14 protein-coding genes and 1 pseudogene are annotated in these 16,537 nt (G+C 58.6%); 6 read left to right on the top strand and 9 right to left on the bottom strand.

Annotation, left to right across the window (positions count from 1 at the left end; translation table 11 throughout):
* Positions 1-16: 16 nt before the first annotated feature.
* The 6 genes from K7431_RS07195 to K7431_RS07170 all read right to left on the bottom strand — a co-directional run bounded on the left by K7431_RS07195 (position 17) and on the right by K7431_RS07170 (position 8,781).
* Positions 17-3,178: a hypothetical protein gene (locus tag K7431_RS07195; RefSeq protein WP_012722748.1), complete on the bottom strand. Its 3,162-nt coding sequence runs from the start codon at positions 3,176-3,178 to the stop codon at positions 17-19.
* 168 nt (positions 3,179-3,346) lie between these two features.
* Positions 3,347-4,375, bottom strand: a complete 1,029-nt coding sequence (locus K7431_RS07190) for an AbrB family transcriptional regulator (RefSeq protein WP_012722749.1) — start codon at positions 4,373-4,375, stop codon at positions 3,347-3,349.
* Positions 4,368-5,882 carry a tripartite tricarboxylate transporter permease gene (locus K7431_RS07185; RefSeq protein ID WP_012722750.1) on the bottom strand — a complete coding sequence of 505 codons (1,515 nt, stop codon included), beginning with the start codon at positions 5,880-5,882 and terminating at the stop codon, positions 4,368-4,370. Before K7431_RS07185 ends, K7431_RS07190 begins: the two co-directional genes overlap by 8 nt.
* A 1-nt stretch (position 5,883) precedes the next feature.
* Complete coding sequence (locus K7431_RS07180) at positions 5,884-6,342, bottom strand: tripartite tricarboxylate transporter TctB family protein (protein ID WP_043204945.1); 459 nt, start codon at positions 6,340-6,342, stop codon at positions 5,884-5,886.
* 129 nt (positions 6,343-6,471) lie between these two features.
* The gene (locus tag K7431_RS07175; protein WP_012722752.1) at positions 6,472-7,455 is read right to left on the bottom strand and encodes a Bug family tripartite tricarboxylate transporter substrate binding protein; all 984 of its coding nucleotides are present in this window, start codon (positions 7,453-7,455) and stop codon (positions 6,472-6,474) included.
* A 33-nt stretch (positions 7,456-7,488) separates the two neighbouring features.
* Positions 7,489-8,781 (bottom strand): OprD family porin, encoded by a 1,293-nt coding sequence (locus K7431_RS07170; protein ID WP_012722753.1) that lies wholly within the window; start codon positions 8,779-8,781, stop codon positions 7,489-7,491.
* Between the two features lie 235 nt (positions 8,782-9,016).
* Here K7431_RS07170 and K7431_RS07165 point away from each other — a divergent pair, with 235 nt between their 5' ends.
* The gene (locus K7431_RS07165; protein ID WP_010212220.1) at positions 9,017-9,688 is read left to right on the top strand and encodes a response regulator; all 672 of its coding nucleotides are present in this window, start codon (positions 9,017-9,019) and stop codon (positions 9,686-9,688) included.
* Positions 9,681-11,066, top strand: coding sequence for a sensor histidine kinase (locus K7431_RS07160; protein ID WP_012722754.1), 1,386 nt, complete (start codon positions 9,681-9,683; stop codon positions 11,064-11,066). The genes K7431_RS07165 and K7431_RS07160 overlap by 8 nt, the downstream gene beginning before the upstream one ends.
* Here K7431_RS07160 and K7431_RS07155 read toward each other — a convergent pair whose 3' ends face one another.
* Positions 11,067-11,888 carry an HDOD domain-containing protein gene (locus K7431_RS07155; RefSeq protein WP_012722755.1) on the bottom strand — a complete coding sequence of 274 codons (822 nt, stop codon included), beginning with the start codon at positions 11,886-11,888 and terminating at the stop codon, positions 11,067-11,069.
* 36 nt (positions 11,889-11,924) lie between these two features.
* A complete protein-coding gene (ygfZ, locus tag K7431_RS07150; protein WP_012722756.1) occupies positions 11,925-12,866 on the bottom strand; it encodes a CAF17-like 4Fe-4S cluster assembly/insertion protein YgfZ in 942 nt (313 codons plus the stop codon).
* A gap of 140 nt (positions 12,867-13,006) precedes the next feature.
* Here ygfZ and K7431_RS07145 point away from each other — a divergent pair, with 140 nt between their 5' ends.
* Together K7431_RS07145 and K7431_RS07140 are read left to right on the top strand one after the other, a co-directional pair.
* Complete coding sequence (locus K7431_RS07145; RefSeq protein WP_012722757.1) at positions 13,007-13,261, top strand: FAD assembly factor SdhE; 255 nt, start codon at positions 13,007-13,009, stop codon at positions 13,259-13,261.
* Complete coding sequence (locus K7431_RS07140; protein WP_012722758.1) at positions 13,245-13,691, top strand: protein YgfX; 447 nt, start codon at positions 13,245-13,247, stop codon at positions 13,689-13,691. Before K7431_RS07145 ends, K7431_RS07140 begins: the two co-directional genes overlap by 17 nt.
* Here K7431_RS07140 and K7431_RS07135 read toward each other — a convergent pair.
* Positions 13,660-13,851, bottom strand: a pseudogene (locus K7431_RS07135) (L-aspartate oxidase); the annotation flags it as partial. The gene K7431_RS07140 and the pseudogene K7431_RS07135 sit on opposite strands and share 32 nt — an antisense overlap.
* A 43-nt stretch (positions 13,852-13,894) precedes the next feature.
* Between K7431_RS07135 and K7431_RS07130 the strand changes: the two are divergent.
* A complete protein-coding gene (locus tag K7431_RS07130) occupies positions 13,895-15,337 on the top strand; it encodes a tyrosine-type recombinase/integrase (protein WP_012722759.1) in 1,443 nt (480 codons plus the stop codon).
* A gap of 190 nt (positions 15,338-15,527) precedes the next feature.
* Complete coding sequence (locus tag K7431_RS07125) at positions 15,528-15,950, top strand: hypothetical protein (RefSeq protein ID WP_012722760.1); 423 nt, start codon at positions 15,528-15,530, stop codon at positions 15,948-15,950.
* The last annotated feature ends 587 nt before the right edge of the window (positions 15,951-16,537 follow it).

Genomic DNA, 16,537 nt, shown 5'->3' with positions numbered 1-16,537 from the left:
GTCTTGAGCAATGAATCTATGGCCGCTCCACAACCAAAATATCATCCAGTGAAAACTCTGCCCCTGAGGTAATACTCTTGAAGTAGATGCGCATAGGCAAGAACTGAGAGGGAACCCCGGCAGGCAATGCAAAGGTCCGGGAGTGTGAGGTCCACACACCGGGATTAACATGGGTGAAAGATTGTGACTGAGTGCCGAACTCTATGAATACCTGGGGTAGATAGGGGTTCAAGTCCACCTTCATTTTGAAGCTCAAGTCGTAGGTTTTACCGCTCTTGATATAAAAGGTTTTAATGACGCCGGGAAAGAGAGGGCTGCCATTATTGAGTTTCACATACCAGAAATTGTTGTTGTTGACGTTTCTGATCGCGCCCAAGACATTGATGATGTTGACCCAGCCATTCCAGGACAATAACTCAAAGTCTGTCAAATCATAGAGCCGAAGCGCTGTGATGGTGTAGTTGCTCGACGGAAAGGGCTTGGCGGTCAGTTCATTTGAATCGCCATTGAAAGTGACGGCTGCCGTTGCCGTCACCTGGCTGCTATCCGCAAGTACGGTAAACCAATCACGCATTGCCTTTTCATTCACTATCCCATTATCGACCTGCGTCTGGTCGATCGGATGGCCGTTCAACAGTGTCAAAGGGGTTGCGCCAACACTATGGAGTTTGAGCCAGATCCGTTGGCCCTTCCGGCTCAACGTCCAGCGCACCAGGCTCACCCAGCAATCGGTGTTGAATGTATTCAAGTCGATGGTTGAGCCGGATGGCAGGCTATTGAGTCTTGGCTGCGGCAGTGGATTGCCGCCGGGTAATTCATTGAAGTCCAGTACGCGCAGATTCAGCACCCTTGAGTCATCGGTGACGCCGTTGGTTGTGACGTGATACTGAAGACGCAGGACGCTTCCAATGTAGTCGCCGATGACGCTGTTGGAGAATTTGAAATCGACGAAACCCGTAGTTGGGTTGCCGTATTGGGGCGTTATGGACGGCAGCGTCGCACCGGGCTTGCCTTGCAGTTCGAGCTTGATGAAGTCGTTCGAAGACATCGGTGCAAATTGCACGCGTACCGTCACCTCTGGCGTGTTGTCAGCAATGACCGGGTTGATGGTCGCGTTTCCGTCGTCCACGGGGGTGCTGTTGTAAACCAAAGGCGCGGGCAAATGGCGCACTGCGAGGATCTTCATGGGTACGGTGTTCGAAGTGCGTGGTGCAACGCCTGGGCGGGCGCGGTCGTAGAAAATATTCATGCTTTGATTGAGCAGGATGTACTGGCGCTTAAGCGTGAAAGGCAGCGGCCGGTCTTTCCAAATGTTTGAGACAAAGAAGGGTTGTGGCGGAGCGCTTCCACCTGGCGCAGTGCCTTCAGCGTGCAGGGTGACCGTATCCCCCACTTTGATATCGTTGTGGGGGTCAACCTCAATGGTGGCATCACCGGTGGATTGGTTCGGATCAAATACGTAATCAGGCGGCGGAGCCTCATGCACCCTCGGTTCGGGCAGTACGGCCGTAGAGGCACCGACATAAACGGTTGTGTCCGGGGATGGTATTGTTCCCTCGCTATTCTGACGGGTATAAGAAGCAGTCAGGCTGCCACCTGCCAATTTGGCAATATCACCCTCGGGGCCATTGATAATCGAGAACACCACATTGCCTGTACCTGCATTTTTGAATTCTTCGTGGTAGTAAAATTTACCGTTAGGGTAGCGGCCCAACAGCTTCAGCGTGATGCGGTCAAAGAAGTCCTGTCCATGATATTTACGGATGTCGATGTTAATGATGGGGGTATCCGCAATCAGAATCCCATCGACAGCCTCCCGAAATGTCGGGGCGTAAAGCCCACCGGGAATGGCGGTGCCGATCACACTGACCAGCGTGAGGTGTGAGCCTCTATTCGGCGCGCCAAAGCGGATTCGCTCATAGCGAAGTCGAGCCTGCCCTCTGATCAACGGTATCAGGTCGCTTACCGGGCATGGAATTCTGAGTTGGCGCGTCGTGGTGGATGTCAGTGGATCGGAACTGTAGGTTTTCCTCACCGTTTGCCCATCCGCCGTCCTGCCGGTGAGGGTCACCTTGATCACGTCGCCCAATCGGTAGCCGTTACCCGCGATTGGAACGACGATCGTCACAAAATCGCCACTGACTTCATCGAGGTTGAGGATGTCTTCCGGAGCCTCATCGAAGAAGCAATGGGGCAACAATGGCTCTGAACCATCGTTCAGGAAGACCTCGAGGAATTCGGCGACCGACCAGCCATCCGAGTAGTTTCCGCACTCATCAATCACGTTCCACTCAGCGACGTGAGAGCCGCTGCCGATCTGAAGCCAGTGTTCGATGCACAGCCTGAAGACAATGTCGTCATGGTGATCCGCTTCTGGCTGCGACACGGTGTGCTCGAATAGTGCGTCGCCGATTTTCAGGCGAACAACATCACGCACCGCGCGGTGGGTGCGTGGTGACAATGAGGTATCGGCAGGGTAGTAGGGGACGCGAATCTCTATGCAGTTTTGGGCATCTTCTTCTGTAACGCCAAAGTCGAGAAACGCTTGGGGAATGATCGGCTTGGGCAGGTTCGTGTTTACAAAACTGTAGCCGTCCGGGTTGTCCCCGGCGGGTTTCACCTTATCAACCTTCAGTGCGAATTTTCTTGTTTCTCCTACCGCCAGGCCGAGGCGTGTCACCCGGAAGAACACCGGATAGACATTACCGTCGGTGATCGCACCCGACGGTACGAACAGGGGAATCACCTCAGCGTTATCCACTTCATGCTGGTGGATGGTGGTGGATGCGACGGGGTTGCTCAGATCGCCCCAGAACAGTTCCACGAAATCCAGGGCTGCCATCTCCAGAAATGGCAGTAAGGCAATCAGTAGCCCCTCCTTGTGCATCGTGATCGCGACGAGATTGATACCTGCATCGACGCCTTGCACCGGCTGGGTATTTGCGGGGATGTACAGTACCAAATCTTCGAGGCGAACCTTTTTGAAGGCTTCCGTCGAATTGAGAGACAGGTCGGAGGGGCATGGCACCAGGTAACGAGGGTCGATGAAAGTACGCTGCACGGGCGGCGTCTTTTCAGGTGGCTGCTGGTTTGAGTAAGACGCAAGCAGTGAGCGCCCTTCTGGGAGCTTGATCAAGCGCTGGTTTGGATGGTTGGAAAGCTCTTCGTCGTTACCCATGATGAAACCCTCTGCAGTCAGTGAGGAACTCAATGTCTACGGCCCATATACTGAGTGGGAGTAGTTGCGAAGAGGTGTAACGCGGAATCTGGGGAGCAACCAGCTGTGAGAAATGACAGTGCCGACAAACGGTAACGGCCCGCTGGCGAGCCGTTCACGTTGCGGTGGTCAGGGTTGGCGGTTCCAGTGCCGGAACAGCGGTTCGGCGAGAAACAGAACGAACAACAAACGCATCACCTGCATGGCCGTTACCAGGGGGACGGACAACTGCAGCGTCTCGGCGGTCAGGCTCATCTCGGCAATCCCCCCGGGCATCATGCCCAAGGTCAGCGAGCGCAGGTCCAAGTGGGTCAAGGCGCTCAAACCCACCGCTGCCAGGGTCGCCAGCGCCATGGTCAGGGCCGTGCCGATCAAGGTGCGGCCCATGAACGACGGTGCCCGACGGAAGAACTGCCGGTTGAAGTGGCAGCCCAAACCGCTACCGATCAACCATTGGCCGATTTGGCTGCCGCCATCGGGCAGGCCGATGTGCAGGTTCCAGACCACACTGGCAGTGGCGCTTACCAGTAAGGGCCCGAACAGCCACGGGTTCGGCTGACGCAAACGCTGCCAACCCCAGGCGACCAGTGCGCCCATCGGAAACAGCGCTAACAGCCAAGGCCAACTCACGGGCGCCGGATGAAACTGCGGTGTACCGCCTTCCAGCAGGTACTTGAAGATCGCCGGCACACACAGCACCACCACCAGCACGCGCAGACTCTGCCCTGCCGCGACACGGCTGAGCACGGCGCCATTGCGGGCGCCGAGGTTGACCATCTCGCCGGAACCGCCCGGCATACTGGAGAAGAACGCGGTAGCGCGGTCTTCACCGCTGCGGCGCATCAACCATACGCCGACCACGCTCGACAGGCTGGTGACCAGCGCGCCGAAAAAGATCAGCCCGAAGTGGCTCATCACCTGCTCGATCACCACGGGCGTGAAGTGCAGGCCGATGCCGATGCCTACCACCCATTGGCCGCATTTGCGCCCACCGGGAATTTCCGCCAACTGCCAGGGTGTGAGGCAACGCACCAGGATGATCGCCAGCAACGAGCCAACCATGTATGGCAAAGGCCAGCCGACGAGGCTGGCCAGGTAACCGCCGGCCAGGCCGACCAGCGGTGTTCCCCACCATTGTTTAAAGGTGACCTCAGACATCGGCCACGGCACGACGCTGCAGGGCACGTTTGCGGTAGATGCGGATCAGCGGAAAGGCCAGCATCAGCGCGGTCAGCACCCACACACCAAAGGTGATCGGGCTCGACCAGAGGATCTGCAGGTCACCGTTGGAGATCGACAGCGCACGGCGCAGGTTCTGCTCCATCAAGCCGCCGAGTATAAAGCCCAGCAGCACCGGCGACAGCGGGAAGTCCAGCTTGCGCAGGATGTAACCGAAGATGCCGATACCGACCATCAGGAACAGGTCGAACGTGGTGGCGTGCACCGCGTACACACCAATCGCGGTGATGATGGCGATCACCGGCACCAGCGCCCAGTTCGGCACGGCGAGGATACGGGTGAAGATGCGGATCATCGGGATGTTGAGGATCACCAGCATGATGTTGGCGATGAACAATGAGGCGATCAGGCCCCAGACGATGTCCGGTTGCTGTTGGAACAGCAGCGGGCCCGGGGTGATGTTGTACAGCGACAGCGCGCCGATCATCACCGCCGTAGTGCCCGAACCGGGTACGCCGAGGGTCAGCATCGGCACCAGGGCGCCGCAGGCAGAGGCGCCGATGGCCGTTTCCGGAGCCGCCAGGCCGCGCATGTCGCCTTGGCCGAATTTACCGCTGGCACCGGCCAGGCGTTTCTCGGTCATGTAGGCAACGGCCGAGGCCAAGGTAGCACCGGCACCCGGCAACACGCCCATGATGAAGCCAAGCAGACCGCAGCGGATGTTGACGACGAAGACGGCGCCGGCTTCCTTCAGGTTAAACATCATGCGCCCGGTGGCTTTTACCGCTTCCTGGCCGCGGTGGGTTTTTTCCAGCAGCAACAGGATTTCGCTGATAGAGAACAAACCCAGCACCAGCACCACAAACTGGATGCCGTCAGTCAGGTGAATGTTATCGCCGGTAAAGCGGTACACGCCGCTGTTGGCGTCGATGCCGACCGCCGACAGGAACAGGCCGATCAGCGCCGCCACAAAGGTCTTCAACGGTTTGTCACCGGCCATGCCTCCCAGGCAGACAATCGCGAACACCATCAGTACGAAATATTCCGCCGGGCCGAAGGCAATCGCCCATTTAGCCAGCAGCGGCGCAAACAGCACCATGCCGCAGGTGGCGATAAACGCACCGATGAACGAACTCCACGCCGACAACGACAGTGCCACGCCGGCCAGGCCTTTACGGGCCATCGGGTAGCCGTCGAGTGTGGTCATTACGGTGGAAGCTTCGCCTGGGATGTTCAGCAGAATCGAGCTGATACGGCCGCCGTATTCACAGCCCAGGTACACGGCTGCCAGCAGGATCAACGCCGATTCCGGCGGCAGGCCCAGGGCGAAGGCGATGGGGATCAACAGCGCCACGCCGTTGATTGGGCCCAGGCCCGGCAACAAGCCGACGACAGTACCGATCAGGGTGCCGCACAGTGCGGTCACCAGGTTGTAAGGGGACAGTGCAACGCCGAAGCCCTGGCCCAAGTAGCCGAAAGTATCCATATCAGTTCTCCAGAACGTCGAGCAGGCCGAGGGGCAACGGCACATCCATGGCTTTATCGAACAGCAGATAAAGACCAATCGCCATCAGGCTGACGATCACCACGCTGGGCACCCAGCGGCCGCCATACAGGCGCGCCATCGGGATGCCGATCAGCATGCTGCTGAGGATGAAACCCAGGGGTTCGAAGGTGGCGGCGAACACGATCAACAGCGCGACGCACACGCCGATCTTGATCAGGGTGTCGCGGTCCAGCGCAGGCTCTTCTTCGGTGTGCTGGGTCGGCTGTGGACGAAACAGCATGTAGATCAGTGCCAGGCTCATCAGCCCGAGCATCAGCAGCGGGTAGGCACGTGGCCCTACCGGCTCGTAGGAAAACGACGCTTGATACGGCCAGGCCATCAGCGCCAGGCCGGCGCAGGCGAGCAAGAGCACGGCGGCGAAAATGCGTTGTAAGAGCATAGGAAACTCCTTGGAGACTCTTGTAGGCGCGCGCTTGTTCACGAAGGACGCAAGGACGTCGCGTGTATCAGGCCACACGCGTCGTTGTTGACGTTTTTCGCGAGCAAGCCCGCTCCCACAGAGGGGCGATTACTGGATCAGGCCGAACTCTTTGGCCAGCACTTTGTAGTCAGCCACCTGTTTCTTCACGTAGGTGTCCAGCTCCGGGCCGGTCATGGCGAACGGGAACAGCTCGCGCTGGTCACGCAGCTTGGCGAACTCCTCGGAGACCAGCAGTTTGTCGAAGGCGTCTTTCCACCAGGCGTAGTCTGCATCGCTGACTTTTGGCCCGAGGTAGAAGCCACGTACCACTGGCCAGACGATGTCGTAGCCTTGCTCCTTGGCGGTCGGGATATTTTTCATTTCCGGCTCGTCCAAGCGTTGCTCGGAGAACACCGCCAGCAGGCGCATGTCGCCGCTCAAGATGTGCGGCATGGAGTCGGAGATATCGGTACTGCCCACCTGGATATGGCCACCGAGCAGGGCGGTGGCAATTTCACCGCCGCCTTCGAGTGCCACGTAACGCAGTTCGCGCGGGTTGATCCCGGCGGCCTTCGCGATCAGCGCGGTTTGCATCCAGTCCTGGCTGCCGACGGTGCCGCCGGAACCGATCACCACGCTGCCCGGATCTTTCTTCAGTGCTTTGACGAGATCGTCGAGGCTCTTGTAGGGCGAATCGGCTTTCACCGCGATAGCCCCGTAGCTGGTGCCGACGGCGGCCAACCAACGCACGGCGCTTTCATCGAAACGACCGAACTTGCCCTGGGCCAGGTTCAACAGCGAACCGCTGGACCAGGCCACCAAGGTGCCGGCGTCTGCAGGACGCTGGGCCACTACGGCGTTGTAGGCCACCGCGCCTACGCCGCCAGGCATGTAGGTCACGCGCATCGGCTTGCTGAGCAGTTTCTCGTTGACCAGCGCGCTTTGCGCCAGTTTGCAGGTCAGGTCAAAACCACCGCCAGGCGAGGCCGGGGCGATGCATTCCGGGCGCTTGGGTTCGTCGGCGGCCAGCAGTTGGCCGGCGAACAGCATGCAGCCGGCGGCGAGGGCCAATTTACGCAGTGAAGGGGTCATGGTTATCTCCGTCTTTGTTGTTATGAGTTGTTACTACCAAAGCGCAACGCTATAGCTCACCAGCAAGCGCATTTCATCCGCATCACGGGCTGAGTAGTTGGAACGGTAGGTGGCGTTGCGCAGGCGCACGGCCACGTCTTTGAACGTGCCGGTCTGCACCACGTACTTGATCTCGCTGTTGCGTTCCCACTCTTTGCCCGTCTCGCCGTTCTTGAGCTTGATGTTGTCACCTGAGAGGTAACGGCTCATGAAACTCAGGCCGGGGATCCCAAGCTTGGCGAAGTCGTAGTCGTAGCGCGCTTGCCAGGAGCGCTCTTCGGCGCCGGCAAAGTCGTTGATCTGCACGAAGTTGACCAGGTACGGGTCGCTGCCATCCACATACGGGAACGCACTGTCGCCGGACATGTGCTGGTAACCGGCGCTGAGCTTATGACCATTGAGGGCATAGCTGAACAGGCCGTTGAGGGCGGTGTTGTCGATCTTGCCGCCACGCGCACTGCCGGTGTCATCGCTGATCGCCAGGCGCAGGTCGGTGCCGAACGTACCGGGGCCCATCGGGCGCGCGGCCACCAGGCCGAGGAAGTGCTGGCGGTACACGTCGTCGAGTTGGGCGAAGTGGTAGCTGCCGGTGATTTTGTCGGCGAACTTGTAGTCGGCCCCGCCGAAATTGAAGTGCTTGCCGGTGGCCCCGCTGAGGAAGCGGCTGTTCTTGTTGTTGAGGGCAATGTCTTCGTAGTTGCTGTCGTCGCGGTCCTTGGCTTTGTCCAGGCGACCAGCGGTGAACACCAGGTTCTTGAATTCCTTGGACGTGATCAGGCCGCCATTGAAGGTCTGCGGCAGGATGCGACCGTCGTTGGGCTTGAGGATCGGCAGTTCGGGGATCAGCGAGCCGATTTTCAGCTCGGTGGCCGAGATCTTCACTTTACCGGTCAGGCCCAGCTTGGAGTACTCATCGGCGGCGCGACCGTCGTCATGCGTGGGCAGCAGACCGGTGCCGGTGCGGTCGGGGCTTGAGTCGAGCTTGACGCCGAGCATGCCCAGCGCATCCACGCCGAAACCGACGGTGCCGTCGGTGTAGCCCGATTGCAGGTTGAGCATGAAGCCCTGGGCCCATTCATCGCGCTTGGATTGCTGCGCGCTAGTGCCGTCGCGGAAGTCGCGGTTGAAGTACATGTTGCGGGTTTCCAGGGTCGCGCTACTGTCTTCGAAGAAGGCAGCCTGGCTAAGCGGCGAAAAGCCGGCAAGGGTAGCAGCACTGGCAAGGGCGGTTTGGGTCAGGCGAGAAGAACGAACAGGCGAGGGGGCCTGGGGCTGTGTCGACAGCATCGTTGTGTACTCCGTTATTGTTCTTATTTTGGCGAAAACGCTTCGAGGCGTTTTTCGGGCGCTGCGGTTCAGGCAACTCGGTGGGCATAGACCACCGTGACTGGATGCTAAAGGGCGAAGCTTTCACTAACCTTTCAGCTGCCTTTCAATGTTTTCGGGCTTCACAGGGCAGTCGGCGCCTGTAAACTGCCCGGCAAAGCGTGGTGCCAACCACCCCTGACTGAGGTAGAAATCCATGCGTGTCTTGCTGGTTGAAGACCATCTGCAACTCGCTGAAAGTGTCGCGCAAGCGCTCAAGAGCACGGGTTTGACCGTTGACGTGCTGCACGATGGCGTGGCCGCGGACCTGGCCCTGAGCAGTGAGGAATACGCCGCGGCGATCCTCGATGTGGGGCTGCCGCGCATGGACGGTTTCGAGGTGCTCGCGCGCCTTCGGGCCCGTGGGAAAAATCTGCCGGTGCTGATGCTGACGGCGCGCAGTGACGTGAAAGACCGCGTGCACGGCCTGAACCTGGGGGCGGACGACTACCTTGCCAAACCTTTCGAGCTGACGGAGTTGGAGGCGCGGGTCAAGGCGCTGCTGCGGCGCAGCGTGTTGGGTGGCGAGCGTCAGCAGGCCTGTGGTGTGCTGGTATATGACCTCGATACCCGGCGTTTTACCGTGGGCGGCGAGCTGATGACGCTCACTTCCCGTGAGCAAGCGGTGCTTGAGGCGCTGATCGCCCGTCCGGGCCGGGTGATGAGTAAGGAGCAGTTGGCTTCCCAGGTATTCGGCCTGGACGAAGAGGCCAGCCCCGACGCCATCGAAATCTATGTGCATCGACTGCGTAAGAAGCTCGACGGCCAGCCCATCGCCATCGTGACCTTCCGCGGCCTTGGCTACCTGTTGGAAGCCCGCGATGCATAAGCCCAGCAGCCTGCGCTGGCGCCTGTTGTGGAACCTGGCGCTGTTGCTGGTGTTGTTGATGATCGCCAGTGGCCTGAGTGCCTATTGGAATGGTCGCGAGGCCGCCGATACGGCCTACGACCGTACGCTGCTGGCCTCGGCGCGTACCATTGCCGCCGGGTTGACCCAGGTGGACGGTACGCTCAGCGCGAATGTGCCGTATGTCGCGCTCGACACGTTCGCGTACGACAGCGCCGGGCGTATTTACTATCAGGTCAATGACATCAACCAGAGGTTGATCTCCGGCTACGAAAACCTTCCTGGCCCACCGCCAGGTACCCCACGAACCGATGATTACCCGGCCTTGGCACGGTTCTACAACGCCATCTACCAAGGGCAGGAGGTGCGGGTGGTCAGCCTGCTCAAGGCCGTTTCCGAGCCGAACATGAACGGCATGGCGGAGATACGCGTGGCTGAAACCGACGAAGCACGCGTCAGCATGGCCCGCAGCCTGGCAGCGGACACGTTGCTGCGCCTGGGCATGCTTGCGATTGGCGCCTTGTTATTGGTGTGGTTTGCGGTGAGCGCGGCATTGCGCCCGCTGGAGCGATTGCGCACGGCGGTGGAAGAGCGCCAACCCGACGATCTGCGGCCGTTGCCCTTGGTGGAAGTGCAGCACGAGTTTGGCCCGCTGGTGCGGTCCCTCAACCACTTCACCGAGCGCTTGCGCGGCCAGTTCGAGCGCCAGGCGCAGTTTATTGCCGACGCTGCCCATGAGTTGCGTACGCCACTGGCCGCGCTCAAGGCCCGGCTGGAACTGGGCTTGCGTGCCGAAGAGCCCGCCACGTGGCGCAGCACCCTGGAAACCGCCGCCCAGGGCACTGACCGCCTGACTCATCTGGCCAATCAATTGTTGTCCTTGGCCCGCATCGAAAATGGTGCCCGCGCGATTGCCGAGGGTGGCGCACAGTTACTCGACCTCAGCCAATTGGCCCGTGAACTGGGCATGGCCATGGCACCGTTGGCTCACGCACGTGGCGTGGCATTGGCGCTGGAGGCCGATGAGCCGGTGTGGCTGCGCGGTGAGCCCACCCTGTTGAATGAGCTGTTGAGCAACCTGGTGGACAACGCCCTGGCCCACACGCCACCGGGTGGCAATGTGATCCTGCGGGTGACGGCGCCGGCGGTGCTGGAAGTGGAAGATGATGGTCCAGGCATTCCGCTGGACGAGCGGGACCGGGTGTTCGAGCGTTTTTACCGACGCAGTCAGCAGGGCATGGGCTCGGGGCTGGGGTTGGCGATTGTTGGCGAAATCTGCCGGGCGCATCTGGCGCAGATCAGCCTGCACGATGGGGAGCAGGCCGGGTTGAAGGTGCGGGTGAGTTTTATCGCGGGTTGATCAGTAGAACATCGAGCGGGCTTCATCCAACTCGGCCCGCAAGGCGTCGCTGTAGGGGTCGAATCGCAGCTTTTTGATCGCCGGCAGCGTGGATACCGCTATGTTGGCCAGCGGGTGATCGGTGCCGCGATGGCAATACAGCACGGCGACCTGCACCAGGTCGATGTAGTCGAGGCTGGGCGAATCGCGCTCCAGGTCGAGGTATTGGCCGGGCAGTTTCGCCAGCATTTCCGGGAAGTCCCAGCCACCCAGCAGTTTGTCACCCAGTAACGGGTGGATGCTCTCGATGACGTGGTTGAGGCTGACCGGGTCCGCGAGTAGCTCGTAGTGGTCTTCGGCATACGTCAGGATGGGCAGCACACCGATCTGGTGCACCAGGCCGCCGAGGGCTGCCTGGTCCGGCTTGAGCTGGCTATGGCTGCGGCACAAGGCGTAACTCACGCCCGCGACTTCGAGGCTGCGGCGCCACACATCACGCATCTTTTGTTCGACCACGTCGGAGCGGGCGTGGAAGATCTGCTCCATCACCAGGCCGATCGCCAAGTTACTGCTGTAGTTGGTGCCCAGCCGGGTGATGGCGGTGTGCAGGTCGGTGACTTCCTGGGTCGCGCGCAACAACGGGCTGTTGACCACTTTGATCAGGCGCGCCGACAGCGCGGTATCGCGACCGATCACTTTGCTCAAGTGGCTGATGCTGATTTCCGGGTCTTCGGCGGCCTGACGAATGTTCAGGGCCACTTCCGGCAATGTCGGCAGAACCAGGTCATCGTTATCGATGGCCGTCACTAAAGCCTGTTGGACTTTTTCCGCCAGCTTGTTCATTCATGATCTCTAGGGTGTTGCAAAAGGGTGCGGCGACTAACGCTGGATCTCTCGATCACGGTCGAGCGTGTAAGGCAGGTCAAGCAGTTGCAAGCCGGGACCTTCCAGATTGCCTAAATGCACATCGCCACTATCGGCAGCTTCGGCTTGCAATACGGCCAGAAGTTCAACGCTCTGGTCAGCTTTTGCGGCAATGACCACTTCGCCGATCGCGCTGTTATGGCTGGGTGAAAACAGCGGTGTGCCTGGCGCGGGCATTTCAGTCGCATTGAGGCTCAAGCGGTACAGGCGACGTTTGAGTTTGCCCAGATACTGCATGCGCGCGACGATTTCCTGGCCGGTGTAGCAGCCTTTCTTGAAGCTGACGCCGCCCACGGCTTGCAGGTTGAGCATCTGTGGGATGAACAGTTCGCGTGTTTGCGGCATGACCTGGCCGATGCCGGCGCGGATTTGCCCCAGCAGCCATTCATTCAAGTCCGCTTGTTGCAGCCTTTCTGTCAGCTGGCTGCGCACCGTATCGGCGTGCTCGGCGGGCGCCCACAGTTCGGCGCGGCCGGGGGACACACGAACAGCGATCAAGGCATCGGTGCGGGCAACGCTGTCGGTCTCGGCCGGCAGTTCCAGACCAAGGCCGGACAAGGCCTGGTCGGCATTCGCCAGGCCAAAACGCACCCAGGCGGCACTTTCGTCGGTGAGTTTGGATTTGGAGAATACGGCGTATTTCTTCAGGTCTGCCAGTTGCGGTTCCAGCAGCTCGGTGGCCATGGCCAGCAACACGCCGTCACCTTGCAGCAGGATGCGGAAGCTCGACTGCATGCGCCCTTTTTGCGTGCACCGCGCACCGAGGCTCGCCTGGGTGTCGCTCAGGTAATTGAGGTTGCAGGTCAGTTGGCCCTGAAGGAATTTAGCAGCGTCAGCGCCGCGGACGGCGAGAACGCCTTCGTGGGACAGTGGGCAGAAGAAAGCAGAGTCAGCCATGGGTCATCGCAGGTCAAAAAGTCATGGGTGCATCATAGAGGGGCGCCCGGCAAATGGATAGTTTCCGTAGGGGGCGACCAAAGCCGACTGTTCCGGTGCCGTCGGGGCTGTATACTTGCCGCCTATTTGAGGAGCGCTCCATGGTCGAAGAAGTTGAAATCAATCGCCTCTACTGGCACAGCCGTCGTGGCATGCTGGAGTTGGATGTGTTGTTGGTGCCTTTCACCAAGGAAGTGTACGCGACGCTCAACCAGGTGGACCGCGACCTCTACGTCAGGCTGCTGACTTGCGAGGATCAGGACATGTTCGGCTGGTTCATGGAGCGCGCCGAATCTGAAGATCCGGAGCTGCAGCGCATGGTCCGGATGATCCTGGACCGTGTCCAGCCCAAGTAATCGCTTCGAATGCCGCTGGCAGGCCTCACGGCTGTTGCTGGCGGCGTATCTCCTTGCCCAGCTGTTCGCGTTGGGTGCGCTTTCGTTGCTCGATCTGACGTATTCAAGCCTCGCCATGCTGTTATGCCTGGCTCATGCCGCCTGGGTGCTGCCGCGCCATATCCTGCTGACTCACCGTTCGTCGATTCGTGGCCTGCGTCGCGATGACGATGGCTGGTGCCTGTTCAGTGAGGAGCGGGGCTGGCACAGCGTGCAGCTGCTTCCCGACAGCCTGGCGTTGCCGCTGGTCGTAGTGCTGCGCTACAGGGTGCAGGGTGGGTGGTGTGCGCGTTCGATGTGTGTGCCCAGGGATGCGCAGGCGGCCGATGTACACCGGCGCCTGCGGGTTCGCCTGAAGTTCAGCCGCCGTAGGTGGTTGGCACCAGGATAGTGTCGCGGGCCTCGGGCAACATCTGGGGGTAGTCGAGGGTGTAATGCAGGCCGCGGCTCTCCTTGCGCTCCATCGCCGAGCGGATCATCAGTTCGGCGACCTGGGCCAGGTTGCGCAATTCGATCAAGTCGCGGCTGACCTTGTAGTTGCTGTAGAACTCGACCCTATGAGGCTAAACCCAATGGATACAGGGGTTTCAGCCGATGACCGTCAACCACCGCTCCCAAAGTGGGACAAACCTGTTACAAACTGCGCTCGCCAAGCCGTACCACTATCGCCGGTCTGGTCGCTATTACCTTCGCCTTCGCCCTCAAGGAACCCTTAAGGGCTTCTTCACGCTGTCACTCAGGACTACCGACAAGGCCACCGCAATGACCATCTCAGAAGACATCCTCTCGACCCTCAAGGCCTACCACTTGGACAACCCTGAGGCGTCATGGGACGAACTTCGTGAGCGCTTGATTGAGTTCGCTGAGTACAACCTGACGATGGCACACGGTGACAGCTCACTGGTCGCTTACGAGATGATCAACGATGAGCATCACTTGGCGCTTCGTAAGGCCTCCGCAAAGCTACCCCTGAGCATCAATCAGCAACGGGCAGTGAGTAAGGCACTGGAGATCCTTGAGGCCTCACAGGAGCGTATGCGGGGTCGGTCGGGGAAGCTGGTCGAGATCGTGAAGGACCTCAATGGGGAACCTTGTGGCACGCCTTTGGCCCTCTCCCTGCCTATATCTGTAAACGCTTCCCCAGCTTTGACCTTCAAGTCCCTTTCTGCGCTGTACATGGAGGAACGCAAAGACAGCATTGAGGCCAGCACCATGCGTGACGTGAAGTCATCGTGTGAGGCTATCAGCGTGATCCTGGGCGACTTGGACATGCGGGGTCACACTCGGGAGGACATGAAGAACCTTCGGGACAAGCTCCTTGAGGACCGCAAAGGTTCCACTGTGAATAAGCTAATGACCCGGCTATCAACGGTGATGGATTGGGCTGTGAATAACGGCTACCTCACCAAGGGCTTCGATAAGGGACTGAAGCTATCCAAGGATGCTGACAGCTCGCGTGAGGCGTTCTCTCAGGATCAAGTAAAGGCCCTGATGGCTCACGCCAATTCGCTACCAGTGGACGCATGGCAGCGCTGGGCATTGTCCCTTGGGGTCATCACTGGGGCCCGTATTGAGGAACTCAGGCAGTTGACCAAGGCTGATGTTAAGCAGGTTGGGGGCGTGTGGGTCATCGACATCAATAGGAACGATGGCAAGACGGCCAAGACCAAGAATGCTCTGCGTGTCATACCGCTAACTGACGGTGCCTATGGCTTCGACCTTCAGGCCTTCCGTGAGTTTGTCGATAGCTCCGACTCCCGGCTGTTCACCTTGGGAGCTGGTCAGTTCTCGAACCTGCTTAATGGGGCCCTACGAGATGTCCTGAGCTTGAGCGCTGATCGGACCCAGACCTTCCACTCATTACGTCACTCTCTGGCCGGTGCTTTGAAGGCCGCTGAGGTGCCTGTGGGAACCGCTGAGTCCATCTTGGGTCACGCTTCCGGATCTATTAGCTATGATCTGTATGGCGCTGGGAGTGCGGTCGAAGCGGGACGCATGGCTGAGGCGCTGGTAAGTGCGTTTCGTATGGCCGTATGATATCACTCAGGTTTAAATTGACTCGTCTGTGAGACACTGCGAGTTATACGAATTCCCAGCGCGGATGGTATGCGATAGCGAATGATCGAACTTCATGTCTGGGGAAAAACTGCCCGAATTAAGCACTGTGAGGCTGTAGCTGCTGCCTGGGGTGTTATCTGAGTGATGTATCTAAGGAGTGTGACTTAAGATGTTGAGGGCGTATAACAAATCTCTGATTATTTTGGCGAGTGCTTTGCTTTTATTTGTTAGCTTCTCTGCGTCTGCCGATAAGGGCTGGATAAAGATTGTTTCAGCAGAAGACGGTTCTACATGGGAAGCTATGCCGGGTTCGTTTGAGTTCTCAAAAAATAAAAGTGATGTTCCTATCGCTGTATTGGCAGGGAGAGTTATCAGCTCAAAGCGCAAGAAAATAGATTTGAGTAAGTGGTATGTTACTGCTGGGGATTGCAAAAATAAGATGGGGAAATTAGTGACCCTCAATGTTAGTGGTGAATATCAGTTTGAAAGTGATTTCATATTTGATAGCGGGAATGTTGCTTCATTTATTGCTAAGTTTATCTGTGAAGTTGCAGATCTGAGTATAAAAAATTCTGATGGTAAAAGTTTGTGAGTGTGTCTGTTTGAGAGGAAATTTAAAAACCCTCACAATAACAGGGATAGATCACATCAACGTGGTTTCCTATCCAAGATGCCGTAAGGTCACCTCCAAGGTGGCCCTCTGCGGGCAAGGCGTGTACGTCCAGTGACCAACGCTACCTCTCTCAGGTAGCCCAATATCCAAGACGCCATGACCACCAAGCGCAGCCCTAACGGGATCTGCGGGACCAGCATCAGGTCCACTGTAGCGATTCTGTCTGTTCACTTCGTGAGAGTAGACCCTTGATAGGTTTGGGCCTCCTATCTCTGATCGCACAGTACAGGGGCCTTTTAACTTAAAGACCTTTAAGAGCTTAAAGAGGACTTGGAGTTAGTATTCTTTATAGATTAAACTAATAAGAAATGATACTTAAAGAGAATGCTCTAAGAGTTACCTTAAAGTTGATCGTTAAGACCTTGGTCTATCGTCGGTTTCGTGGTGACAGAAGCGTGACCGTAACGGCTCGTTGAGTCTTCGGAATGACCGGATTAAAAACCCTCACAATAACAGAGACAGACCGCTCCGCTAATTGGTCTGCCTGGATTCCTCTACGCCCGTCG

The organism is Pseudomonas fluorescens group sp. (assembly GCF_020093335.1).
Classification (GTDB): domain Bacteria; phylum Pseudomonadota; class Gammaproteobacteria; order Pseudomonadales; family Pseudomonadaceae; genus Aquipseudomonas; species Aquipseudomonas petroselini.
This window is presented reverse-complemented; position numbering and strand designations above follow the sequence as displayed.